Below are 25,159 nucleotides of genomic sequence, written 5' to 3' on the forward strand. Positions count from 1 at the left end.
GAACTCAACGAGGTGTCACCATGCTTACGGGCAACCCTGCCGTTGCGGCCCCGGCCGAACAGCCTGCTTCACTCTCCGGCCTGATGGTCGCGTTTCTGGCATTCTGCTGCGGCGCGGTCGTCGCCAACCTGTATTACGCGCAGCCCATTGTCGAACTGATCGCCCCGCAGATCGGCCTGTCCAGCGCCAATGCCAGTCTGATCGTGTCGCTGACGCAGTTCGGTTACGCGCTGGGCTTGTTGCTGCTGGTGCCGCTGGCCGACCTGATGGAGAACCGCCGTCTGGTGGTCGGTTTCACCCTCGCCGCGAGTGTCACGCTGCTGTGTGCTGGCCTGACTCATTCGCCGTCGCTGTTCCTGCTGCTCTCTTTGCTGATCGGCCTGACCTCGGTAGCGGTGCAGATCCTCGTGCCACTGGCCGCGCACCTGGCACCGGAAGCCAGCCGTGGCCGTGTGGTCGGCAATATCATGAGCGGCCTGCTCTTGGGGATTCTGCTGTCGCGGCCGCTGTCGAGTCTGTTGGTCGAGGTGTTCGGCTGGCGCGGGGTGTTTTACAGCGCGGCGGCACTGATGGCGGTGATCGCGCTGATTACCGCTGTGGCATTGCCGCGCCGGGTGCCGACGCACAAAGCCACTTATGTCGCGTTGATTGGTTCGGTGTTTGCCCTGGCCGGGCGCTTCCTGTGTTGCGCCAGCGTTCGCTGTATCAGGGTTTGCTGTTCGCCAGTTTCAGCCTGTTCTGGACCCTTGCGCCGATTGAGCTGATGCGTCACCACGGTTTCAGCCAGGCGCAAGTGGCAATCTTCGCGTTGGTCGGTGCGGTGGGTGCGATTGCCGCGCCGATTGCCGGACGTCTGGCCGATGCCGGGCACGGTCGTCGCGGTACCTTGGTGGCGTTGCTGCTGGCGCCGCTGTCGCTGTTGATCGCCGCGTTGCCGGGCAGTGGTTATGTGTGGCTGGTGGTGTGTGCGGTGCTGCTGGATTTTGCCGTGCAATTGAACATGGTCCTCGGCCAGCGTGAGGTCTACGCCCTCGACCCGCACAGCCGCGCACGCCTGAACGCGGTGTACATGACCAGCATCTTCGTCGGCGGCGCCCTCGGCTCCCTGATCGCCAGCCCGCTGTACGAACACTTCGGCTGGAACCTCTCGGCCGTCGCCGTGGCGGTGTTGCCGGCACTGGCGTTGGCGTTGTTCCTGGGTCGCAAGGCTGAGCACAGCTGAATTTCAAGAACGATACAAAACCACTGTAGGAGTGAGCCTGCTCGTGATGGCGGAGTGTCAGTCGATAAATTGCTGCCTGATCCACCGCCTTCGCGAGCAAGCTCGCTCCCACAGGGATTGTGGACAACAGCGTGATCGGTGACCCACCGCAAAATCAATGTGGGAGGGGCTTGCTCCCGAAAGCGGTGGGGCAGGCAGCACATTTTCGGCTGACGGGACGCCTTCGCGAGCAGGCTCACTCCTACAGGGGATTGCGGGCAACCGCGTGATCGGTGACCCACCACAAAACCAATGTGGGAGGGGCTTGCTCCCGAAAGCGGTGGGGCATGCAGCACATTTTCGATTGACGGGACGCCTTCGCGAGCAGGCTCACTCCTACAGGGGGCGGTGTGATTTGCCGATTTTTTCAGGAGCAGATGAACATGCATTTTGTAGAGAGCGCCCCCAAGCACGACGATACAAGACGTGTGGCGAGCGCTGATGCACAATCAGCGGCGTTCCCTCACCACCGGATCCCGCTTATGGACAAGTTGCTGGCCTTGAAGATGTTTGTTGAAACCGTGCGCTGCGGGGGCTATTCCTCGGCGGCGCGCAAGCTTGGGATTTCGACGTCTTCGGTGACACGGCAAGTGGCGGGGCTGGAAAACGAGTTGGGTGCCAGCCTGCTCAATCGCACCACGCGCAACACCAGCGTGACCGTCGCCGGCCAGACCTATTTCGAGAAGGCCGTGGCCATTCTCGATGCAATCGACGAAGCCGATGCGGTGGTCGCCGATCGTGGCAGTGATGCCCAGGGCCGCTTGCGCATCAGCGTGCCGGTGGAATTCGGCCGCAGGCTGATTGCGCCGCACCTGAGTCGCTTGCTCGAGCGCCATCCGGGGCTGGAGATCAGCCTGTCGCTGAGCGATCAGGTCAGCGATTTGCTCAGCGAGCAGATCGACGTTTCGGTGCGCCTCGGCTCGACAGTGGTCAGCGAGGACATCGTCAGCAAACGCGTCGGCCAATTCCAGCGCTGGGTCGTCGCCAGCCCCGATTACCTTGCGCGCAGTGGTGTGCTGGAGCACCCGCGGGATCTGCTTGAGCACCAGTGCCTGCGCTTCGACTACGGCGGCAGCCATCACCACTGGACCTTTCAGGGCGACGAAGAGCCGATTCAGCTCAACGTCCAGGGTCGCCTGCAAAGCAACAACGCCGACATCCTGCGCGAAGCGGCGATTGGCGGTGGCGGTGTGGCGCTGCTCGCCGACTGGCTGGTGCGTGACGACGTCACCGCCGGGCGCCTGACGCGCTTGCTTGAGCACTACGAGGTCAATCCTGGCAGCGCCAGCAGTTGCATCAACGCGTTGTACCTGCCCAACCACCGTGGTTCGAGCCGGATCAACGTGTTCATCGATTTTCTCGTGGAAATCCTCAAACCCGCTGCTTAGCACTGCACACTCTGTTGCTGCAGCCGCTGCACACTGCTTGTATGCTTGCGCCCCGGAACACGTGGCCGCCGTGAGTGCCGACGTTCGAATGATGGCTGGAATGGATACCGGACTTCCTTAAGGTACTGACGTGAAGCGTGATACTCGCCTTGTAATGCTCCTGCTGCTGGTGATCGGCTGTTCCCTGACTTCGCTGACGATCTGGAAAGTCTGGTCTTCGCGCGAGCGTGCGCTGGCGGAAGTCGATGTGCATGGCCTGAACCTGACCCAGGCGCTCAACACCTACACCGAAGGCATCGTCCGGCAAAGCTCGCTGCTCTTGCTCGGGCTGGTCGAGCGCCTGGAAACCGAGGGCAACGGCCCGGCGCAGATTCAGCGCATCCAGAGCCTGATCGACCGCCAGCAGGCGTTGATGCCCCAGCTCAGCGGCATCATCATCTATGACCGGAACGGGCATTGGCTGATGTCCTCCAACCGGCCGATTCCGGAGGGCGCCAACAGTAGCGACCGCGCCTATTTCATTCACCACCGTGACAGCCCGAGCCGCGAGCCGTTCATTGGCCCGCCGATCCAGAGCCGTGCCAATCACGAATGGGTGGTGACTATCAGTCGGCGCTTCAACGACGACGGCGGGCAGTTCGCTGGCGTGGTAGCGGTGACGCTGGGGGTGGAAAACTTCCTGCGCGTGTTCGGCAAACTCGACGTTGGCCAGGACGGCGCGATCGGTCTGTCTTACACCGATGGCACGCTGCTGGTGCGCTACCCGTTCCGCGAGCAGGACATGGGGCGCAACTTCTCCAAATCGCCGATCTACGCCAAATACCTGGTCGACCGCTCGGTCGGTACCGCCTCGTACACCTCCAGCCTCGACGGCGTCGAGCGGCTGTACGCGTTCCGTAAAAGTGAAACCCTGCCGCTGATCACCACCGTGGCCCTGGGCAAGGATGAAGCACTGGCGGCGTGGCGCATCGAAGCGGGATTGTCGGCGGTGGTGGTCGTCGGGCTGCTGGGGCTGACCGGGTTGATCGGCTGGTTCCTGATCCTCGATATTCGCCGACGTACCGCAGCCGAGGAGGCGTTGCGCGATGCCCAGCAGCAGTTGCTCGCGTCCAATCGACAGCTGGAATTGCTGGCGATGAAAGACGCGCTCACCGGTTTGGCCAACCGCCGCTGTTTCGATGAGACGCTGGCGGTGGAAGCGCGGCGGGCGCAGCGTGACGGGACCTCGCTGGCCCTGCTGATGATCGATATCGATCACTTCAAATTGTTCAACGATGCCTTGGGCCATGTCGCCGGTGATGCTTGTCTGCAAGCGGTCAGCAATGTGCTTGAAAGCTGCGTGCGACGGCCGTCGGATCTGGTTGCGCGCTACGGTGGCGAGGAAATGGCGGTGATCATGCCCGCCACCGACAGCGCCGGGGCGACGGTGGTCGCGCAGCTGATGCTCGAGCGGTTGCAGCAGGCCCATATTGCCCATCCGGGCAGTCCGTTCGGGCGGGTGACGGTGAGTATTGGTATCGCGGTGGGCACGGGCGTGGGGCTGGATTCACTGCCGGATTTGATCGAGGCCGCTGATCAGGCGCTGTACCGCGCGAAAGCGGTTGGCCGCAACGGTATGGCCGGACGGGCCTGATGCGCTAGAAAGCTTCGCCCTTATCCAGTTTCGCCATCAGCATCTGCCCGCGTTGCCACAGCGCATCCTGCTTGGCCAGCGGCATCATCGGCTGACAGGACGCCTTCGCGAGCAAGCCCGCTCCCACAGGGATGTCGGGTGTACCACCTGATTCTTGATTCACAATAGAACCAATGTGGAGGGGGCTTGCTCCCGAAGGCGGTGGGCCAGCTTGCGTATTCATCGGCTGAGAGGACGCCTTCGCGAGCAAGCCCGCTCCCACGGGGATGTCGGGTGTACCACCTGATCCTTGTTCCACCACAGAACCACTGTGGGAGGGGCTTGCTCCCGAAGGCGGTGGGCCAGCTTGCATATTCATCGGCTGAGAGGACGCCTTCGCGAGCAAGCCCGCTCCCACAGGGATGTCGGGTGTACCACCTGATTCTTGATCCACCGCAGAACCACTGTGGGAGGGGCTTGCTCCCGAAGGCAGTGGGCCAGCTTGCATATTCATCGGCTGACACACCGCTATCGCGAGCAGGCTCGCTCCCACAAGGGATTTGTGTTGGGTTGTCAGCCAGGGTAGGTCGGATAGTCGATATAACCCTCGGCACCGCCGCCATACACCGTCGCCGGGTTCAACTGATTCAACGGCCAGTCATTGGCAATCCGCGCCGGCAGGTCCGGGTTGGCCATGAAGGGCCGGCCAAACGCGACCAGATCCGCCAGCCCCGACTCGAGCAACTGCGCCCCGGTGTTGGCGTTGTAGCGTCCGGCATAAATGATCGCGCCGCTGAAAGTGTCGCGCACCGCCTGGCGGAAGGTCTGCGGCATCGCAGGCGCGTTATCCCAGTCGGCTTCGGCGATCGACAGGTAGGCGATGCCGACGTCTTCAAGAATCTTGATCGCTGCAATGTAAGTGCTGTGCGGATCTTCCTCGACCAGGCCCAGATATGTCCGCGCTTCATCGGTGGTGCTGAACAGCGGCGCGAAACGCACACCGACTTTGTCCTTGCCGATGCATTCGGCAACACCAGCCACCACTTCGCGCAAGAAGCGCAAGCGATTGTCCAGCGAGCCGCCGTACTGATCGGTGCGCAGGTTGCTGTGGGCGGAGATGAACTGGTTGACCAGATACCCGTTGGCGCAATGCAGTTCGATGCCATCGAAACCCGCTTCCATCGCGTTGCGTGCAGCTTGGATATACAGCTGAATCAGTTCCTGGACTTCATCAGTGCTCAACGCGCGCGGAGCGGACGGCGGTACCAGTTCACCGGCACCGGGCGCCGTTTCGATAAACACACTGACTCGATCCGTGGCCATCGCAGAGGCCGATACCGGCGCATCGCCATTGGGCTGCAACGCCGTGTGCGAGACCCGACCGACATGCCAGAGCTGGGCGAAGATCACACCATCCACGGCGTGCACCGCCTCGGTGACTTTGCGCCAACCGGCAATCTGCTCCAAGGTGTGAATGCCCGGCGTCCACGCATAACCTTGGCCGCGCGGTTCGATCTGCGTGCCTTCGGTGACGAGCAAACCGGCACCGGCGCGCTGTTGGTAATACTCGGCCATCAATTCGTTGGCGACATTGCCCGGTTGCGTGCTGCGCTGGCGGGTGAGGGGCGGCAGGACGATGCGGTTTTTCAGGGTGTGGTTGCCCAATTTAGCGGGCGTAAAGAAAGCATTGTTCATGGAATAAACCTTGAATCTGATTAGACCAGTCGACTAGTGACTGGGCAAAAAAACAACGCCGGGCTGTACGCTCGCGGCGTTGATCGGGGTAGAGCGATGGATTCAGCCGAGCATCTTCAACAGCTTTTCGGCAACGGCGGCGGAGCTGGCCGGGTTCTGGCCTGTGACCAGTTGACCGTCAGCGACCACATGCACCTGCCAATCAGCGACTTTCGAATAGCGGCCGCCCAGGCGCTGGAACTCGTCTTCGATAAGAAACGGCACCACATCAGTCAGACCAACAGCAGCTTCTTCGGCGTTAGTAAAGCCGGTGACGTCACGGCCCTTGACGATTGGCTGGCCGTCAGCGCGCACCACGTGCAACAACACGCCCGGTGCGTGGCAGACAAAACCATGCGGCTTGTTAGCGCGGTCGAAGGCTTCGATCAGTGCAATCGAGGCCTTGTCTTCAGCCAGATCCCACAGCGGGCCGTGGCCGCCTGGGTAGAACACGGCATCGAAATCCTCAGCCTTCACGTCAGCCAACCGGCCAGTGGTGGCCAATGCTTGTTGCGCGGCCGGATCGGCGCGGAAGCGATCGGTTTCGGCAGTCTGTGCGCTTGGCTCATCGCTTTTGGATCGAGCGGTGGCTGGCCGCCGGCAGGCGATACCAGCGTGACGTCGGCGCCGGCGTCCTTGAAGGCGTAGTAGGGCGCGGCGAACTCTTCCAGCCAGAAGCCGGTTTTCTTGCCGGTGTTGCCGAGTTGATCGTGAGAAGTCAGAACCATCAAGATTTTCATAGAGCACCCTTGGGTTGGTCTGGCATCGGCAGGAGGCGAGGGATTCGCTTGTTGTCGGTGCCGCATGAATTTGTGTGTCGGGGCGCAGCATAGTTTCCAATTAGACCGGTCGTCTAGTGATTTTTCAGAAAATGTTTTTGCCCGTCGGTTATGGCAAACTCCCGGTCCTGAAAACTATACGACTGGTCTATTGTCTGGAATTTTGCGCACCATGAAGCCGACCTTTGACGACACCCGCCAACACTTGCTCGACACCGGCCACCGGATGATGGCCGAGAAGGGCTTCACCAGCGTCGGCCTCAACGAGATCCTGCAGACCGCCGGCGTGCCCAAGGGCTCGTTCTATCACTACTTCAAATCCAAGGAGTTGTACGGCCAGGCGCTGCTTGAGGACTACTTCGTCGACTACCTCGCCGACATGGAGCGCCGCCTGACCCTGCCGGGGCTGACTGCGTTCGAGCGTTTGATGGATTACTGGCAGGGCTGGCAGAACCGTTGCACCCTGGAGGGCCATGGCGACGAATGCCTGGTGGTGAAACTCAGCGCCGAAGTCGCCGACCTGTCTGAGTCAATGCGCCTGACCCTGCGCGACGGCGCCGAACGCATCGTCGCGCGCATCACCGAATGCATCGAACAAGGCCAGACCGACAAAAGCCTGCCCGAGGGCGACGCGCGGAAGTTGGCGGAGACGCTGTATCAGCTCTGGCTCGGTGCCAGCCTGCTGAACAAACTGCAGCGCACCGGACAGTCGCTGGAGACCTCAATGGCGATGACCCGGCAGTTGTTGCAAGTCTGAGCCTCGCCGCTGGTTCCTGTAGGAGTGAGCCTGCTCGCGAAGACGGCGGCACATCCAACATCTTCTTTAACTGACCCAATGCATTCGCGAGCAGGCTCGCTCCCACAGGTTTTCGCGGCGTGTGCCAAATCCCGGCGACACGCAAAATCCACTGTGGGAGCGAGCCTGCTCGCGAAGACGGCGGCACATTCAACATCTCATCGCCAGACCGAATGCATTCGCGAGCAAGCCCGCTCCCACAGGTTTTCGCGGCGTGTGCCAAATCCCGGCAACCCACAATATCCAGTGTGGGAGTGAGCTTGCTCGCGAAGACGGCGGCACATTCAACATGTCATCGCCTGGCCGAATGGCTTCGCGAGCAAGCCCGCTCCCACAGGTTTTCGCGGCGCGTGCCAAATCCCGGCAACCCACAATATCCAGTGTGGGAGCGGGCTTGCTCGCGAAGACGGCGGCACATTCAACATCTCATCGCCAGACCGAATGCATTCGCGAGCAAGCCCGCTCCCACAGTTTTCGCGGCGCGTGCCAAATCCCGGCAACCCCAATAACCAGTGTGGGAGCGGGCTTGCTCGCGAAGACGGCGGCACATTCAACATCTTCATCGCCTGACCCAGCGCATTCGCGAGCAAGCCCGCTCCCACAGTTTTCGCGGCGCGTGCCAAATCCCGGCAACCCACAATATCCAGTGTGGGAGCGGGCTTGCTCGCGAAGAAGGCGGCACATTCAACATCTCATCGCCCGACCGAATGCATTCGCGAGCAAGCCCGCTCCCACAGTTTTCGCGGCGCGTGCCAAATCCCGGCAACCCACAATATCCAGTGTGGGAGTGAGCTTGCTCGCGAAGACGGCGGCACATTCAACATCTTCATCGCCTGACCGAATGCATTCGCGAGCAAGCCCGCTCCCACAGGTTTTTGCGGCGTGTGCCAAATCCCGGCAACCCACAATATCCAGTGTGGGAGCGGGCTTGCTCGCGAAGACGGCGGCACATTAAACATCTCATCGCCAGACCGAATGCATTCGCGAGCAAGCCCGCTCCCACAGGTTTTCGCGGCGCGTGCCAAATCCCGGCAGCACACAAAACTCAATGTGGGAGCGAGCCTGCTCGCGAAGACGGCGGCACATTAAACATTTCATCGCCAGACCGAATGCATTCGCGAGCAAGCCCGCTCCCACAGGGGACCTGCGTGGATTATGGGTTTGGGGATCAGCAGGCCAGTCAACACTCAGGCAGTTGAGCAAACCACTGCGCATACGGCGTATTGCTCACCTTGTGCCGGTTGTAATCCGGGCTGCCATCCTCCCACCACACCGGCCCGCGTTCACCCAATGCGACTTTGGCCTGGTTCACACGTGCTCTCGCTGACTTCAATGCATCAGCATCCTCCGCGTGTTTGGCCTCTTTGACCGCTCGCCGCGCCGACATGAGTTCGGTAACCAACGCCTCACGCTCGGCCGCTGGCAGCGCTGGATTGCTGCAACGCCAGAGCTGTTGCTTGACAACAAAATAGCGGCCATCGGGGGTGGTGGGGTACATGGGCGATATCCTGCGTGATCCAGTCTCAGACCGGATAGGACCACTCGCCGATGAGTTTATCCAGCGTAATCGGATAATCGCGCACCCGTACGCCGCAGGCGTTGTAGATCGCATTGGCGATGGCCGCCGCCGCGCCGCTGATGCCCAACTCGCCAACGCCTTTGGCTTTCAACGGGGTGGCATAGGGGTCGACTTCATCGAGAAAGATCACTTCCTGATGGGGAATGTCGGCGTGCACCGGCACCTCGTATCCGGCCAGATCGTGGTTGACGAAAAAGCCGATTCGATGATCCACCGCCAGCTCTTCCATCAATGCCGCACCCGCACCCATGGTCATCCCGCCGATAATTTGGCTGCGCGCGGTTTTCGGGTTGAGGATGCGCCCGGCGGCGCACACGGCCAGTTGCCGACGCAGGCGAATTTCGCCGGTCGCCGCATTGACCGCGACCTCGGCGAAATGCGCACCGAAAGTCTGCTGGGCGAAGCGCTGGGAAAGGTCGCCGTATTCCATGCGGTCCTCACCCGTCAGCTCGCCATTGGCTGCGGCCTGAGCCAAGGCAACCTGCTGCGAGCCTGCGCGAATTTGTCCGTCGACAAACTCGGCTTGTCGCGGGTCTATCCCCACGGCGCGGGCAGCGGCCTCGCGCAATTTCAGGCACGCGGCATACACGCCGGCGGTGGAGGACGCTGCGCCCCACTGGCCGCCGGAGCCCGACGATTCCGGAAATTTCGAATCGCCCAGACGCACCACAACGCGCTCCAGCGGCACGCCCATCATTTCCGCAGCGGTCTGGGCAATGATGGTGTAACTGCCGGTGCCGATTTCGGTCATGTCCGTTTCTACGGTGATGACGCCCTGACGATCAAGCCGCACCCGCGCCGCCGAAGCGGTGGTCGGTGCGCCGCGAATCGCCGAGGCCAGCCCGATGCCGATCAGCCAACCGCCCTCACGGCGCTGACCGGGTTGAGGGTTGCGCTGACGCCAGCCAAAGCGTTCGGCGCCAGTTTTCAGGCATTCCACCAACTGTCGTTTGGAGAACGGCCGCGCCGGTTGCTCAGGATCGACCTGCGAGTCGTTGAGGATGCGCAACTGCAGCGGATCCATCTGCAGCTTTTCGGCCAGTTCATCCATGGCGATTTCCAGCGCCATCATCCCCGGTGCCTCGCCCGGCGCGCGCATCGCCGAACCCTCGGCGAGATCGAGCACGGCAAGGTTCAAGCGGGTCATGCGATTGGCCCCGGCGTACAGCAATCGCGTTGACGCGGTCGCCGCTTCGGCGCGACCGCCGCGCAGGTTGCCCGACCAGCTCTCGTGGCCGATCGCCGTGATCACGCCGTCACGGTTGGCACCGATGCGCAGGCGCTGAATCGTTGCCGGACGATGGGTCAGGTTGTTGAACATCAGCGGCCGCGGCAGCGCGACTTTTACAGGTCGCCCGGCATGTCGAGCGGCCAGGGATGCCAAGACTGCGTCGCAAAGAATCGTGCCCTTACCGCCGAAACCGCCGCCGATATACGGCGAGATCAGGCGCACGTCTTCCTTGGCAACGCCGAGGGTTTTCGCCAGATCGCGCACGCCCCAGTTGATCTGCTGGATTGATGTCCACAAGGTCAACTGCTTGCCGTTCCAGCGGGCGATGGTTGCGTGCGGTTCCATCATCGCGTGAGCCTGATCGGGCGTGCTGTAGTGCTGATCGATTTGCACGGGCGCAGCGTTGAAGGCGCCTTCGAAGTCACCGACGCTGGTCTGCGGCGGCGGGCCGAAACCGGCCGGTGGCGGTGGGGTTGCGGAGTCTTTCGCAGTTGCGAGATCGAACGAACCCGGTGCGGCCACGTAGCGAATTTCAAGCAGACCGGCAGCCGCGCGGGCCTGTTCAAAGGTCTCCGCGACTACAATTGCCACGGCCTGGTGATAGTGATCGACCTGCGGCCCGGCCAATGCCCGAGCAACGTAAAACTCGCCTTTGGCCAACGGCCCGGCGTTTTCGTAAGTGACGATGGCGATCACCCCGGACGCTTCCCGCGCGCTTGCCGAATCGATCGAAGCAATGCGCCCCTTGCCGATTCCGGCACCGACGATATAGCCATAGGCGGCGTCCGGCACCGCTGCGTTTTGTTCGTAGGCGTACGTGGCGGTGCCGGTGGTTTTCAGCTTGCCGTCGATGCGGTCGGCAGGCTGGCCGATCACCTTCAGTTGATCGATCGGATTGGAGCCGGCCGGGGTGTCGAATTTCATCTGCAAATTCCTTTCAGACAGGCTGGCGGCGCACACGTAGCGCGGCGCAGCCATCGATTGACGTCGGATCTCTACGAGCCTAGGCCATCGACGCGCTGCTGATAATGCGCGGTTTCAGGATGGAGTGATGAATTCTGCTCAGTAATCCTGACCGACATGACAAATAAGAATAAGTTTCAATTACCAATGCGCCGGTATACCATGCGCCGCGTTTTCATTGGCGGTTTTGCCCTTCGTTCTGGCCTATTCGTAAAGGTTTTCACCTCATGCGTCGAACTCTGCTTTCCATTTGTGTGCTGCAGGCGTTGTCTTCTTCCTCGTGGGCTGAGTCAGCCGAACCGACTTCTTCAATGCTTGAGCTGGAAGCCACCGACGTGGTCGGCACAGCAGATTACGAACGGGCAGACGGCCCGGTGCAGGGCTATCGCGCCACGCGTTCGGCCAGCGCCACGCGCACCGACACTTCCATTCATGAAACCCCGCAGTCAATCAGCGTGGTGACCAAGGACGCCGTCGAAGACCTCGGCGCGACGCGTTTGCAGGATGCGCTGGATTACGCCGGTGGCGTCGGTCGGGCGAACAACTTCGGTGGGCAGGGCCTGACCACGTTCACCGTGCGCGGTTTCACCACCGGTGAGTTCTACCGCAACGGTTTCCCGATCAACCGTGGCTACCCGAACATGCCCGACGCCAACACCATCGAGCGCCTGGAAGTGCTGCGCGGCCCGGCGACCATGCTCTATGGCCGTGGCGATCCCGGCGGTACCTTCAACGTGGTGTCGAAACAGCCGTTGCCCGAGCGCACCGTTACGTTAGGCAGCCAATTGAACGACCAAGGCATGAAGCGCGGCACCCTCGACGCTTCCGGGCCGCTCGATGAAGAAGGGCGTCTGGCCTATCGCTTGAATGTGGTGGGCGAGGGCGGTGACACCTTCCGCGATCATGTCGAGACCGAGCGCTACGGCATCACCCCGGTGCTGACCTGGCAGGCCACCGACGCGACCAAGCTGATTTTCGAAGGCGACTTCATGCGCAACAACGCGCCGCTCGATCGCGGCGTGACGCGCTACCCGGCGCAGATCGGCACTGCCTCGCGCGATACCTTCTTTGGCGAGAAGGACGTCGGCAAGCTGCACAACGACAACAACATGGCGCAACTGCGTTTCGAGCACATGCTCAACGACGACTGGACCCTGGGCGGCGGTTTCCAGTGGCTCGACGGCTCGCTCAAGGGCAATGCGATCGAGGCCAACGGCATTGCCGCTGACGGCCGCACGCTGGGGCGTAACTTCAACTACCGCAAGCTGGAATGGACCGACAAGGACACCCAGCTCAACCTCACCGGGCATTTCGACACTGGCGGTCTGCAGCACACCTTGCTCACCGGCATCGAGTACGAAGATTACGACTACAAGTCGATCATCCAGCGCTCCAGCGGCGCGGTCAGTGCCTACCCGATCGACATCTTCAACCCGGTCTACGGCCAGCCACGCCCGGCGCTGACCCGCACACCGACTCACGACAAGGAAAACCTCAAGACCTACGCCGCGTTCGTGCAGGATCAGGTCGCCCTGACCGACAAACTGAAAGTGCTGGCCGGCGCACGTTTCGAGCGCTTCGAGCACGATTACGAAACCTACGTGCCGGGCGGCAAGAGCTGGCAGGCCAGCGACAACGCCGTCACCCCGCGTATCGGCGTCACCTACGATTTGACCGAAACCCTGGCGGTGTACGCCAACACCGCGCGCTCGTTCAAGCCCAACACCGGCGCCAGTCGCGAAGGCGGCGGTTTCGCCCCGGAGAAAGGCAAGTCCTACGAGATGGGCGTGAAGTGGGAAGCGCTGGATCAGCAGTTGAGCGTCGACGCGGCGATCTACCAGATCGAAAAACGCAACGTACTGACCACCGACCCGGTGGATTCGACCTTCAGCGTCGCCGCTGGTGAAGTACGCAGCCGTGGTTTCGACGTCAACGTCACCGGCAACCTCACCCCGGAGTGGCGAGTGGTCGGCGGTTACGCTTACGTCGACGCCGAGGTGACCAAGGACAACACGCTGCGCTCCGGCACGCGCCTGCTGAACATCCCGAAGAACAGCTTCAGCCTGCTCAACATGTACGAATTCCAGGACGGCACGCTCAAAGGCCTTGGCCTTGGCACCGGCCTGAAATACGTCGACGAGCGCGCCGGGCAGACCGCCAACACCGCGTTTTCCATGGGCAGTTACACCGTGGTCGACCTGCTGAGCTTCTACAAGGTCAACGATAAAGTGCGGCTCAACCTCGATGTGAAAAACATCTTCGACCGCGACTACGAAGAAGGCGCCTTCGGCAACGTTTACGCCTACCCGGGCGCGCCGCGAACCGTGCAGGTGGGGATTTCCTATACGCTGTAAATCGCCGCAGCGGTTGCCGCCGACCCATGCTGGCCTGAGAGTGGCATGTCGAAATCAGACATCGGCATGCCGCACTCAGGCTAGTTGCGCGGCGGTCGGGCCACGTAAGGTGAAGCATCATTTCGTCGGCAAAGCGTCTGCGTCGCAGCTTTCGCCTGATGCCGACACCGGAAATGATGATCGCCTGACGCTCAGTCAGTGGCCCAAACGTCGATCATGAGAACAATAAGAACCCATGACTAGCCTGAACCCCAAGGACTCCAACGGTCAGTTGGCGCAAGGTTTCAAACCGCGTCACGTCACCATGCTTTCCATTGCCGGCATCATCGGCGCAGGACTTTTCGTTGGCTCAGGCCACGCCATCGCCGCCGCAGGACCTGCGGTGCTGCTCGCGTATCTGTTCTCCGGTCTGCTGGTCGTGCTGGTCATGCGCATGCTCGGTGAAATGGCCGTGGCGCATCCCGACACCGGCTCGTTTTCCACCTACGCCGATCAAGCCATTGGCCGCTGGGCCGGCTTCACCATCGGCTGGCTCTACTGGTGGTTCTGGGTGCTGGTGATTCCCATCGAAGCACTGGCCGCCGGGCACGTGCTCAACCAGTGGTTTCCCCAGGTCGATGCGTGGTTATTCGCCTTGCTGTCGATCGTGCTGCTGGTGATTACCAACCTGTTCAGCGTGTCGAAATACGGCGAGTTCGAATTCTGGTTCGCCATGGCCAAGGTCATCGCGATCATCGGTTTCATCGGCTTGGGCTTTGCGGTGCTGATGGGCTGGATTCCCGAGCGCGAAGCCAGTGGCTTGAGCACGCTGATGGCCGAGCACGGCGGCTTTGCGCCGAACGGCATGTCGGCGGTGGTCGGCGCGTTCATCACCATCATGTTCAGTTTCATCGGCACCGAAGCGGTGACCATTGCCGCTGCGGAATCGAACAATCCGGCGCAGAACATCGCCAAGGCCACGCGCTCGGTGATCTGGCGTATCGGCATTTTTTATTTGCTGTCGATCTTCGTGGTGATTTCCGTGGTGCCTTGGAATGACTCGCAGCTCGCCTCGGTCGGTTCCTACCAGCGCGCACTGGAACTGATGAACATTCCTAACGCCAAATTCCTCGTCGACGTGGTCGTATTGATCGCGGTGGCCAGTTGCATGAACTCGTCGATCTACATTTCCTCGCGCATGCTCTATTCGCTGGGCCGACGCGGCGACGCGCCGCCGGCATTGAAGGTGACTTCGGCCGCCGGCGTGCCACGCGCTGCGGTCATTGCCAGCACGGTGATCGGCGCAGGCGTGACGTTACTCAGCTATTTCATGCCGGCCGGGCTGTTTCAGTTCCTGCTCGCCAGCTCCGGCGCGATTGCCTTGCTGGTGTATCTGGTGATCGCCATTTCGCAGTTGCGCATGCGCCGCCGCCTGGAACGGGAAAAGGTCGAACTGACCCTGCGCATGTGGCTGTTTCCCTGGCTCACCTGGCTGGTCATTGCCTTCATCTGCGCCGCTCTGGCAGTGATGATGATCACCCCTGAACATCGCCTGGAAGTGACTTCGACCATTGGCCTGGCGCTGCTGATCTCGTTCATTGGCCTGGTCACCAGCCGCCAGCACCGGCCGGCGGGCAGGGTGGCGGCTGTTAGCAAAGCCTAAGCAAACAACGCTTTGAGCCCACGGGAAAACCAGCCGTTCGGGCTCGAAGGTAGAGGCTCGTGTTGACTGAGTGCGCCAGTCAACGCGCAGGTTTCACCGGCGAGTGAACCCATCAATTGCGGCAGCAAAAAGCTGCGTTCGCATTCACTGGCGGACAGTCCGGTGTTCTCTTGCGGCCACACGACGTTGGTTTCTGCATACGGCTTCATGGCGCACCTCCTCAACATTCAAACGTCCAGCACCAGGGTTTCGCTGCCCTGCGCCGGGGCGGCGCAGCAAATCAGCACTTCGTCGTTCGCCAGGCGCATGGCCGGCGGGGTGAGGTAATGCACCTGGCCGCTGGTAAGGCGGGTTTTGCAGGTGCCGCACGAGCCGCCGCGACAGCTGAACTCCGGATTCAAGCCACGTGCCTCGGCCAGTTCCAGCAAGGTGCCGCTGCCCGGTTCCCAGCGTGCTTCCTTGCCGGACTTGGCAAACAACACCTTGACCGGTTCTTCGGCGACCGGCACTTGCGGCGGCGCCGGGGTGCTGATTTCGACGTCGCGGATCAGCGTCGACGGGCCGAAGGTTTCGGCGTGGATGCGATCATCGGGAATGCGCATTTTGCGCAGGCCGTCGTACAGCGCCTGAGTGAAGCTGCCCGGACCGCACAGGTAGAAATCGTAGTCATCCAGCGGCAGCAGGCTTTTCAGCAAGGCGATGTCGATGCGCCCGGCATGATCGTAACCCTGCGCTGTTGCGTCCAGCGGCGGCTGGCTGACCACGCGCAGCACTTGGACCTTGTCGCCTGCACGCGCGGCCAAGGCGTCGATTTCATCGCGAAAGGCCAGATCCTCGACGGTGCGACTGCTTTGCACCACCCAGGTCGGGCGCATGCGGCTGATGCGTTTGCCCTGATAGACCACCTCGCGCAGCATCGACAGCAACGGCGTCACCCCAACCCCTGCGGCCAACAGCACCAGTGGCCGGCGTTCGGTGGCGTCGACGGTGAAATCGCCTTGCGGCGCGCGCGCTTCGATCAAGTCCAATGCCTGCACCCGATCATGCAGATGCGAAGACACCGAGCCATCGCGTTTGACGCTGATGCGCAGGAACTCGTCCGACGGCGCGCTGGACACGCTATAGGTGCGGATCGATGCGGCGTCCTGACCGTCGAGCAAGACCTTGATCGGCAAGTGCTGGCCCGGTTCGAAGCGCGGCAGGCCGAAGCCGTCGTTGGCTTGCAGGTAAAAGGAACGGATCTGCGGACTCTCGTCGACCACCCGCGTGACGTGCAGCGCGCGCCATTGATTGCGCAGCGCCTCGGCCTGCAAACGCTCGCGGGTCTGTTCCCAGCTGCCGGTCATTTGCGAGTTGGGCGAATCGCCTTGCGGCTGCTCGGCCCAGCGCAGTGGCAGCGCGGCCTGACGGTAAACGATGCGCTGCGGCTTGAAGCGCCACAGGCGCTCGGCGCCCTGGAACGCGGCGATTTGCGGATCGTCGAGCAGCACTTCTGCGCTGCCGGTCATCTGCAACAGATCGCCGCTTTCGAAATCGATAAAGGTCAGCCCGGCGCGCGGGTTGAGCAGGATGTTGCCCAAGGTGTTGAAGAACAAATTGCCGGAGAAATCCGGGATGGTCAGGGTGCCGTCCTCGTCCATGTGCACGAAGCCGGACTTGCCGCCGCGATGGGACACATCGACCTGGCGCTCGCCGTCGCGCACCACGTAAGTGGCCACGTAGAACGAGTCGGCGGCGGTGATCATGTCTCGCACCAAGGGTTCGCTGACCGGCAAGTCGAGCGCGTTGTCGGTGGTCTCATCGACGAAGGCGTAATGGCGCAGATTGATGTAGCGCGGGCAGTTGCCGTAGGCCTGGGTCACGCTGATCTCGAGGCTGTCGGCATCGCGGCGGCTGATGTTGCCGTTCATGCGATTGCGCCGACGGGTGTGCAGCTCGATGCCGAGCATGCCGATCGCATCGCCGGGTTGCAGGCCTTGATTGGCCGGGTCATTGGGCTGCGCGTCGAGTTTGATCTTCAGAACCTGTGGTGACGGCGAATCCATGAACCCCGGTTGACCGGTGCGCAGCGTCGCCCACGGATCGCCCTGGCTATCAACGGCACCGAGCACGACGAAGGGCAGTTGCGCATAGAACTCGCGGTGCTGGTCCGGCATCCAGTCGCGGGCCAGTTGCCGCTGGCCGACACCGACCATCATCTCCACCGCGCCGACGGCACGTTGCAGGGTCAGCTCACCTTCATGCCAGGGCGAGGGCTGCGGTTTCGACGCTGTGTCCATTTCGATTCTCCTCGGGTGCAAACGGGCCGGTGAGCCGCCAGGGGCTGAAGCTCAAGTGGGCTCATGTTCGCCCTCGGCCGGTTGCGAGGGAATGGCCAGAAACTGCAATCCACTGTTTCACTCGGTGAAATGATCCCTGCGCGCGCCTAAGGAGGCGGGTGATTATTTCACTGGCTGAAATGCTCGATTGTATTGGCTGAGGATTCCGCGATTTGCGGCAGGGGAGCAGGATGAGCCCCATCGACACGATCAGCGGGTCGACCTCAAATAATCCAGGAGCACGTCATGTCCCAGTCAGCCGTCAAACTGTACCGCCATCCGTTGTCCGGCCACTCGCACCGCGTCGAGTTGATGTTGTCCCTGCTGGATGTGCCGACCGAACTGGTGTTCGTCGACCTGATGAAGGGCGCCCACAAAACCCCTGAATTCCTCGCCCTCAACCGTTTCGGCCAGGTGCCGGTGATTGATGACAACGGCACGGTGCTCGCGGATTCCAACGGCATTCTGGTTTATCTGGCGAGCAAATACGGCAACGGCCAGTGGCTGCCGAGCGATCCGGTCGAGCAAGCCAAGGTGCAGCGTTGGTTATCGGTGGCTGCCGGGCAGATCAGCTCCGGCCCGGCGACGGCGCGCTTGATCACGGTGTTCGGCGCCGGTTACGACGCGGCTGATGCAATCAAGCGTTCCCACGCTTTATTGCAAGTGATGGAAGACGAGTTGGCCAACAGCGCATTCCTTGCCGGCGACAAGGCAACCGTTGCCGATGTGGCCGCCTACACTTACGTCGCCCACGCACCGGAAGGCAATGTCTCGCTCGAGGATTACCCGAATGTGCGGGCGTGGCTGGAACGGGTTGAGGCGCTGCCGAAATTCGTCGGCATGCAGCGCACAGCGGTGGGCCTGCAAAGCGCTTGATATCAGCACACGCCGAAACCTTGTGGGAGCGGGCTTGCCCGTGATAGCGGTGGGTCATTCAGCATCGTAGTTGACTGACAGGACGCCTTCGCGGGCAAGCCCGCTCCCACAGGGCCGGTGGGTTTTCAAAATCTTCGACAGGTCCCCAGCTATGGATCGTTTTCAGGAAATGCGCATGTTCCTGGCCGTGGCCGAGGAGGGCGGCTTTGCGGCGGCGGCCCGGCGTTTGAACACCTCGCCCCCAGCGTCACCCGCGCCATCGCTGCGCTGGAGCAACGCATCGGCACGCGTCTGTTGTCGCGCACTACGCGCAGCCTGCATCTGACCGAAGCCGGCCATCGTTATCTGGACGATTGCCGGCGAATCCTTTGCGATGTCGACGAAGCCGAAGAAGCCGCTGCCGGCAGTTATCGGGTGCCGTGCGGGCACTTGAGCGTGACCGCGTCGGTGTTGTTTGGCGAGCTGTTCATCGCGCCGTTGCTGGCGCAATACGTCGACGCGTTTCCTTCGGTGCATCTCAAGGCCTTGCTGGTCGATCGCGTGGTGAACATGGCGGAAGAGGGTATCGATGTCGCCGTACGCATCGGCCATCTGCACGAAAACAATCAGCATGCAATCAAGGTCGGTGAGGTCCGGCAGGTGATTTGCGGCACCCCGATTACTTCGCCCGCTATGGCCGTCCGCAACATCCGAACGAGTTGAGCCGCGCCAATATCGTCATGTCGTCCGCCAGTCATTTGCTCAGCGATTGGCAATTCGCCCATGCCGATGGGCCGTTGAGTTTTCGTTTCGAACCGCGTCTGGTGGTCACCGCGAATCAGGCGGCGATCAACATCGCCAGTTCCGGTTGGGGCATTACCCGGGTGCTGTCTTATCAAGTCGCCAGCCAGGTTGCGGCCGGTGAACTGGAATTGGTGTTGCAGGCCTTTGAGCCGCCGGCGTTACCGGTGCAACTGGTCTATCTGAAACATCCGCGCGTACCGGCGAAGGTGCGCACGTTCGTGGACTTTCTCAGCGAGCGGCTACAGCACCATCCAGCGCTGAAAGCCGTGAACAGGGTTCACGGCTAACGCTTCAACGTTCAACTCAGCGATGAATCACTTCGCCGCAGCAGCGGTTTCGATCAGGCTGGCGACGGCTTTCGGGTTGGACACCATCACCACGTGCGACGCGCCTTTGACCACTACGGTCTGCTTGGAGTGCGCGCGCTCGGCCATGAACGCCAGGGCTTGCGCCGGGATGTTCTTGTCCTGATCGCCGTAGACGAAGTACGACGGCACGGTTTTCCACGCAGGCTCGGTGGCGGCTTCGTTGAGCGCAGCGACGGTCACCGGGCGTTGCGTGGCGGCCATGAGCTTCGCATCTGCCGGGGAAACATCGGCGGCGAACTGATCGTGGAATTTATCCTGCTGGATGTACAAATCCTTGCCACCATCGGCCAGCTCAACCGGGGCCGACAGGGTCGGGCCAAGGGTGCTGCCGGGGAAACGCCCGGACAATTCAGCGGCGGTTTCACCCTTTTCCGGGGCGAACGCGGCGACGTACACCAGCGCTTTGACATTGGCATTGCCGTAAGCGGCTTCGCTGATCACCGGGCCACCGTACGAGTGGCCGACCAGCACCACCGGGGTTTTCACGCTGGCCAGCACATCCGCCACCGATTGCGCATCGCCCTTGACCGAGCGCAGCGGGTTGGCGGCGGCGATCACCGGGTAGCCATCCTTCTCGAGAATCCTGACCACGCCGTTCCAACTGCTCGAATCGGCAAAGGCACCGTGCACTAGCACTACGGTAGGTTTAACCGGCGCAGCGAACGCGGCAGTGGCACCGAACATGGCGGCGGTAAGGGCGAGGGTAGCGAAGACTTTGTTCATGGTGATGTCCTGTCGATTGGTTAATGTAGGAATGGAAGCGACAGGGTTATTTAGCGCGCTAAATGTGTCAGTTATGTGTGCGCACGGCCGGCCTTCGCATGCGTGTGTATCTGTGTTGGCGAAAGCTACACGCTGATACAAAGCGATCCATCCATTCAGATCGCGCGGCGAATCTTGCCCGGGGCCTCGCCGTAAGTTTCCTTGAATTTCTTGCTGAATGCAGCTTGCGACTGATAGCCGACCTGCACGGCAATATCGTTAAGGCCCAGATGCGAATGGCTGAGCAGACTGAACGCCAGCTCCATGCGCAACTGGGTCAGCAGCACCCACGGCGACACGCCAGCGACTCGGGCGAAGGTGCGCATGAACGTCGCGCGGGACATGTTCGCGGTGTCGGCCATGGCTTCGATGGTCCATTCGTGCGCCGGATTGGCCAGTATCGCCTGACAGGTGCGGCCGAGGCGCTGGTCGCCGAGCAGCGCCAGGGTGCTTTGGGCTTGATCGGCACGGACCAGGTGCGCACGCAGGATCAAGGTGAACAAGGCCTGGGACAGTGAATCGAGAAGAAAGCGCGCGCCCGGCTGCTCGCTGTCGGCTTCGCTGCGCAACAGCGCAATCAGGGCTGTCAGCGGCGCATCCACCGGCAAACCATCGTTGGCAATCAACAGGTAATCGGGGAGGGCGGCGAACAGCATCGACGCGCGGTTGTAATGAAAGCCACCGCAGAGCATGTCCAGATCGGCGCTCGCCCCACCGAGCCGATAGATCGGCAACACCCCGCCTGGAATCAGCGTTGGCAGCATTGGCGCTACATCTTTACCGCCGCTGTGCAGCACATGCGGCGTGCCCCGTGGCAACAAAAGAATGTCGCCGGCGCGCATCGCCAGGCGTTGCCCGCTGGCCAGCTCAACCCGGCATTCACCCTTGAGCACGATGTGATAGGGCGCCTTGCCCAAGGCTTCCTGTTGATGATCGCGCGCCCAGTCGCCTTGAAACTGGCAACGCAGATCGAGGCTGCCGCGCACGTTGGCCAGGCTGATGAGCTTATCGAGCGAGTTCATTGGCACCCATCACGATGGAAATCCGCAAAGTTGAGACGATTGAGCAAGACGTTGAGCATGACCGACAAAAGCGCGATTCGGTAGCACCGCAGACTGACTCCACTTTCATTGATCTGGAGAAGTCGCATGTTCACCTCAATCAACGCCGGACTACAACAGCTCGGCAAACTCGATCGCCTCGGTATCCCGCTGATGCGCGTGGCCATCGCCATCGTCTTCCTGTGGATCGGCGCGCTGAAATTCGTCCCGTACGAAGCCGACAGCATCACGCCCTTCGTCGCCAACAGCCCGGTGATGTCGTTCTTCTACGAACACCCGCAAGACTACAAGGCGCACCTGACCCATGAGGGCGAGCTGAACGCCGACAAGCGCACCTGGCAGACCGCGAACAACACCTACGGCTTTTCCACCGGGCTTGGCGTGGTGGAAATCCTCATCGGTCTGCTGGTCCTGTCCAACCCGCTGTCCCGCCGCACCGGCCTGCTCGGTGGCGCGCTGGCGTTCGCTACGCCGCTGGTGACCCTGAGCTTTCTGGTCACCACGCCTGAAGCCTGGGTCGCTGCGCTGGGCGATGGTCAGCATGGCTTTCCCTATCTGTCCGGCGCCGGACGCCTGGTGCTCAAAGACGTCCTGATGCTCGCCGGAGCGCTGCCGGTCATGGCCGATTCCGCGCGCCAATTGCTGACTGAACGTCAGGCCTGAATTCCTTCCCCTTTATAGAGAGATCACACCATGAAAACGTTTATTGCTTTGACCCTCACCATCCTCGCCGGCAACGTCTTCGCCGCCACCGAACCTGCGCAGATCGGCGTGCCACTGGATATCGCCAAAACCATCAGCATCACCGACACCAGCGCCGCCTGCGGAATTGTTCCGGTGGAGGTCGTCTATGAAGACAGCCACGGCCAGCGGCATGTCGCCACGTACAACGTGCTCGGCAATGGCTGCGGTGGCGATTAGCTCAGGTTTGGCCCATAACTGCAGCGGACTCGAATTGCTCAGTCCGCTGCAGCGTTTCCGGAACAGCGATCAACAGCAGCAGGAATGCTGCCGCTGCAATCCCGGCGAGGGTCAGGAATGCCGCGCTGTAACCGGCGGCCTCGACGACGAATCCGGCCAGCCCATTGCTCAGCGCCGCGCCAAGGCCAAATGCTGTGGTCAGCGCGCCGAGGCTGACATTGAAATGCCCGGAGCCGAGGGTGAGATCCTTGACCATCACCGGGAACAGCGCGCCGAACAGCCCAGCGCCGACGCCGTCGAGCAGCTGCACGGCGACCAGCCAGTACGGATCATCCGAGAAGGTGTAGAGCAAGCCACGCAGCGGCAGGATCAGAAAACCCGCCAGCAATAACGGTTTGCGCCCCCAGACATCGGCTTTCGCACCGGCCAGCAGCGCCATCGGCACCATCACCAGTTGCGCGGCGACGATGCACGCCGACGTCAGCGGTGTGGCCATGTGCAAGTTGGCTTGGGCGAGTTTCTGGCTCACCAGCGGCAGCATCGCCGCGTTGGCCAAGTGGAACAGCGCGCAGCACAGGGCAAACATCAGCAACGGGCGATTGCTCAGCAGTACCTTGAACCCGGACGGCTGATGGCTTTGATCGCCAGGCTGCAAACCGCGCGCGACGTCGTGATCTATCGCTTCTGCCGAAACGAACAGCACGGCAATCACACTGGCCAGCGCCATGACCGCCATCAGATAAAACACCGCCACCGGACCGAACAGATAGGCAAACAAACCAGCCAATAACGCTGCGCACGCGTTGCCGGCGTGGTTGAACGTCTCGTTGCGACCGGTACGCCGGGTGAATGCTCGCGGGCCGGTGATGCCCAGGGTGATCGCGGAAATGGCCGGGGCAAAAATAGATGCTGCCGCCGCGCTCAAGGCTTGGGTCAACGCCACCGGACTGAATGAAGTAATGAACGGCAGCACCAGGCAACTCGCCGTCACCAACAGCGCGGCGATGATGACCAGCGCACGTTTCGCCCGGCTGCTGTCAACCAGCGCACCGGCCGGTGTCTGCGTGACCAGTGCTGCAATACCGGCAATGGTCATGACCACGCCGATACTGGCCGGGTCCCAGTGGTGTACGGCGAGCAAGTAGATGGCGAGGTACGGACCGAGACCGTCGCGGACATCGGCGAGGAAGAAATTCAGACTGTCCAGCGAGCGGTTGTTGCGGCGATCGAGATGGCTGATCACGGGGGCAGTCTCTTGAAAGTGAGGTCTGCGAAAATGTATCAACCTCGGCAAACCTAATGACCGAAGCGGCGGGGGATTAGTTGCAGAACGGCGGAGCAGTTGCTGCTCCGCAGATATTCAAGCGTCAGGCGTTTGCAGTATTTCTATCCATAATGCGCCTTTGCCGGAGGCCGCTTCACCGACACGCTTCAGCGCGCCATCCTTGCTCACCGCGTACGTACCGACCTTGGCGCTTTTCTCGCCCGTCACCAGCAGCCAGTGGCCATCGGGGGAGAAGGCGATATTGCGCGGCTGCTGTTCCTGTACTGGGTAGTTGTCGAGAAATTTGAGCCCTCCCGAGGCCGGGTCCACGGCAAATGCCGAGACGCTGCTGCTGGTGCGCTCGCTCATCAGCAGCAGTTTTCCGTCCGGCGACATGCGCAGGTCAGCGGCCCAGATACGTGGGGTCGGGTCGTCTTTCAAGTCGTTGTTGCGCGCATCCCGAACTTCGCCGTGGGCCAGCTTCAAACGCTGGGGAATGCCATTGGCTTCAGCGATTTGCGTTAATGCGCCGCTGGTTTCGTCGATTGAAAACGCGGTCACGGTGCCGCTCATTTCGCCAACGACATAAAGGAATTTGCCGTGCGGCGAGAATGCCAGGTGCCGAGGGCCGGTTTTCTCCGGGACGCTGACCGAGCCGCTGCCGATCGGGCTGAGCTCGCCGGTCTTGGCGTCCAGGCGATATTGCAGCACCTTGTCAGTGCCCAGATTGCCCGCATAGGCAAAGCGGTTGCTCGGCTCGGTGCGAATCGAATGCGCATGCAGGCCGGTCGGGTAGCGCAGGATGTCGGCGGAAGGTAGATGATCTTCGCCGATCTTCTGCACGCTGAGGGTATCGGCGCCGTAGGACGCCGCGAGCAGGTAACGACCTTTTCGGTCGGTCGACAGGTAGGCCATGCTTTCTGCCAGGGGTGCCTGGGTAAATTTTGTCAGGTGACCGCTTGTGGGATCGATCCGATAACCCACGACCTGGAAGGGCTTGACCCGCAAGGCTGCAAACAGCACCTTGCCGTCCGGGGTGAGGGCCATGGGATTGACTTGATCACCGGCCTGGACCTGTTCGATGAGGGTAAGTGCGCCGTTGTTCTGATCAAGGCGGTACTGCGAGATCAGACCGTCGCCGGGGCTTGAGATGTAAGCGTAAGTAGCGGCGTTAGCCGTCACGCTCAACGTGGAGGCGAGCGCAGCGATCAAGAGGGTTGTTTTCATCATTTCCAGCCTTATTGTTGTTGTGATCAGTCATCCTATGAGTGATTGGCTAGGGCATCAACGGCTTTTTAGTAGGCCTGCAACGTCGCCATGCTCATTGGCATGCGCGTGCTAGATGATTTTTATCAGCAGAAATGATCGGGATGGAGGCTAATCAGGAGGTTTGACACATTTTTACATACTCTGCCGTTAGCGTTGTTGTACGACATCCTACCTAATGTGCGCAGTGCAACAATTCTC

General features: G+C 61.6%; 17 protein-coding genes and 4 pseudogenes. 10 read left to right on the plus strand and 11 right to left on the minus strand.

Going from position 1 to position 25,159, the window contains the following annotated elements:
* Positions 1-20 precede the first annotated feature (20 nt).
* From LJU32_18320 to LJU32_18330, 3 genes and pseudogenes are all read left to right on the plus strand, one after another.
* Positions 21-1,222: pseudogene (locus tag LJU32_18320) on the plus strand (MFS transporter).
* A 521-nt stretch (positions 1,223-1,743) separates the two neighbouring features.
* Positions 1,744-2,649: a LysR family transcriptional regulator gene (locus LJU32_18325; GenBank protein WKV87615.1), complete on the plus strand. Its 906-nt coding sequence runs from the start codon at positions 1,744-1,746 to the stop codon at positions 2,647-2,649.
* 130 nt (positions 2,650-2,779) lie between these two features.
* Positions 2,780-4,282: a sensor domain-containing diguanylate cyclase gene (locus LJU32_18330; protein WKV87616.1), complete on the plus strand. Its 1,503-nt coding sequence runs from the start codon at positions 2,780-2,782 to the stop codon at positions 4,280-4,282.
* 552 nt (positions 4,283-4,834) lie between these two features.
* Here LJU32_18330 and LJU32_18335 read toward each other — a convergent pair.
* Positions 4,835-5,956, minus strand: coding sequence for an alkene reductase (locus LJU32_18335; GenBank protein WKV87617.1), 1,122 nt, complete (start codon positions 5,954-5,956; stop codon positions 4,835-4,837).
* A 102-nt stretch (positions 5,957-6,058) separates the two neighbouring features.
* Positions 6,059-6,735: pseudogene (locus LJU32_18340) on the minus strand (type 1 glutamine amidotransferase domain-containing protein).
* A gap of 211 nt (positions 6,736-6,946) precedes the next feature.
* Between LJU32_18340 and LJU32_18345 the strand changes: the two are divergent.
* Positions 6,947-7,531 (plus strand): TetR/AcrR family transcriptional regulator, encoded by a 585-nt coding sequence (locus LJU32_18345; GenBank protein WKV87618.1) that lies wholly within the window; start codon positions 6,947-6,949, stop codon positions 7,529-7,531.
* Positions 7,532-8,750: 1,219 nt separating this feature from the next.
* On the opposite strand, the gene LJU32_18350 is transcribed toward LJU32_18345, so the two are convergent.
* Positions 8,751-9,068: a hypothetical protein gene (locus LJU32_18350; GenBank protein ID WKV87619.1), complete on the minus strand. Its 318-nt coding sequence runs from the start codon at positions 9,066-9,068 to the stop codon at positions 8,751-8,753.
* 25 nt (positions 9,069-9,093) lie between these two features.
* Positions 9,094-11,304, minus strand: a complete 2,211-nt coding sequence (locus LJU32_18355; GenBank protein ID WKV87620.1) for a xanthine dehydrogenase family protein molybdopterin-binding subunit — start codon at positions 11,302-11,304, stop codon at positions 9,094-9,096.
* Positions 11,305-11,570: 266 nt separating this feature from the next.
* Here LJU32_18355 and LJU32_18360 point away from each other — a divergent pair, with 266 nt between their 5' ends.
* Both LJU32_18360 and gabP read left to right on the plus strand, forming a co-directional pair.
* Positions 11,571-13,697 (plus strand): TonB-dependent siderophore receptor, encoded by a 2,127-nt coding sequence (locus LJU32_18360; protein ID WKV87621.1) that lies wholly within the window; start codon positions 11,571-11,573, stop codon positions 13,695-13,697.
* A 235-nt stretch (positions 13,698-13,932) separates the two neighbouring features.
* Positions 13,933-15,339, plus strand: coding sequence for a GABA permease (gabP, locus tag LJU32_18365; protein ID WKV87622.1), 1,407 nt, complete (start codon positions 13,933-13,935; stop codon positions 15,337-15,339).
* Here gabP and LJU32_18370 read toward each other — a convergent pair.
* Complete coding sequence (locus LJU32_18370; GenBank protein WKV87623.1) at positions 15,336-15,548, minus strand: hypothetical protein; 213 nt, start codon at positions 15,546-15,548, stop codon at positions 15,336-15,338. The genes gabP and LJU32_18370 overlap by 4 nt on opposite strands.
* An 18-nt stretch (positions 15,549-15,566) precedes the next feature.
* The gene (locus tag LJU32_18375) at positions 15,567-17,618 is read right to left on the minus strand and encodes a pyridoxamine 5'-phosphate oxidase family protein (protein WKV87624.1); all 2,052 of its coding nucleotides are present in this window, start codon (positions 17,616-17,618) and stop codon (positions 15,567-15,569) included.
* A gap of 285 nt (positions 17,619-17,903) precedes the next feature.
* Between LJU32_18375 and LJU32_18380 the strand changes: the two genes are divergently transcribed.
* Positions 17,904-18,533: a glutathione S-transferase gene (locus LJU32_18380; protein WKV87625.1), complete on the plus strand. Its 630-nt coding sequence runs from the start codon at positions 17,904-17,906 to the stop codon at positions 18,531-18,533.
* A gap of 20 nt (positions 18,534-18,553) precedes the next feature.
* On the opposite strand, the pseudogene LJU32_18385 reads toward LJU32_18380, so the two are convergent.
* Positions 18,554-18,643: pseudogene (locus tag LJU32_18385) on the minus strand (DUF4381 domain-containing protein).
* Positions 18,644-18,684: 41 nt separating this feature from the next.
* Here LJU32_18385 and LJU32_18390 point away from each other — a divergent pair.
* Positions 18,685-19,603, plus strand: a pseudogene (locus tag LJU32_18390) (LysR family transcriptional regulator).
* 27 nt (positions 19,604-19,630) lie between these two features.
* Here LJU32_18390 and LJU32_18395 read toward each other — a convergent pair.
* Both LJU32_18395 and LJU32_18400 read right to left on the minus strand, forming a co-directional pair.
* Complete coding sequence (locus tag LJU32_18395; GenBank protein WKV87626.1) at positions 19,631-20,407, minus strand: alpha/beta hydrolase; 777 nt, start codon at positions 20,405-20,407, stop codon at positions 19,631-19,633.
* Positions 20,408-20,562: 155 nt separating this feature from the next.
* Positions 20,563-21,468 carry an AraC family transcriptional regulator gene (locus tag LJU32_18400; GenBank protein WKV87627.1) on the minus strand — a complete coding sequence of 302 codons (906 nt, stop codon included), beginning with the start codon at positions 21,466-21,468 and terminating at the stop codon, positions 20,563-20,565.
* 126 nt (positions 21,469-21,594) lie between these two features.
* Here LJU32_18400 and rclC point away from each other — a divergent pair, with 126 nt between their 5' ends.
* Positions 21,595-22,170 carry a reactive chlorine resistance membrane protein RclC gene (gene rclC, locus LJU32_18405; GenBank protein WKV87628.1) on the plus strand — a complete coding sequence of 192 codons (576 nt, stop codon included), beginning with the start codon at positions 21,595-21,597 and terminating at the stop codon, positions 22,168-22,170.
* A gap of 30 nt (positions 22,171-22,200) precedes the next feature.
* Positions 22,201-22,428, plus strand: a complete 228-nt coding sequence (locus LJU32_18410; protein WKV87629.1) for a DUF2790 domain-containing protein — start codon at positions 22,201-22,203, stop codon at positions 22,426-22,428.
* Between the two features lies 1 nt (position 22,429).
* On the opposite strand, the gene LJU32_18415 is transcribed toward LJU32_18410, so the two are convergent.
* Positions 22,430-23,671 (minus strand): MFS transporter, encoded by a 1,242-nt coding sequence (locus LJU32_18415; GenBank protein WKV87630.1) that lies wholly within the window; start codon positions 23,669-23,671, stop codon positions 22,430-22,432.
* Positions 23,672-23,788: 117 nt separating this feature from the next.
* Positions 23,789-24,922 carry a lactonase family protein gene (locus LJU32_18420; GenBank protein WKV87631.1) on the minus strand — a complete coding sequence of 378 codons (1,134 nt, stop codon included), beginning with the start codon at positions 24,920-24,922 and terminating at the stop codon, positions 23,789-23,791.
* Positions 24,923-25,159 lie beyond the last annotated feature (237 nt).

It is taken from the genome of Pseudomonas sp. B21_DOA (assembly GCA_030544685.1).
GTDB classification, from domain to species: domain Bacteria; phylum Pseudomonadota; class Gammaproteobacteria; order Pseudomonadales; family Pseudomonadaceae; genus Aquipseudomonas; species Aquipseudomonas fluorescens_AO.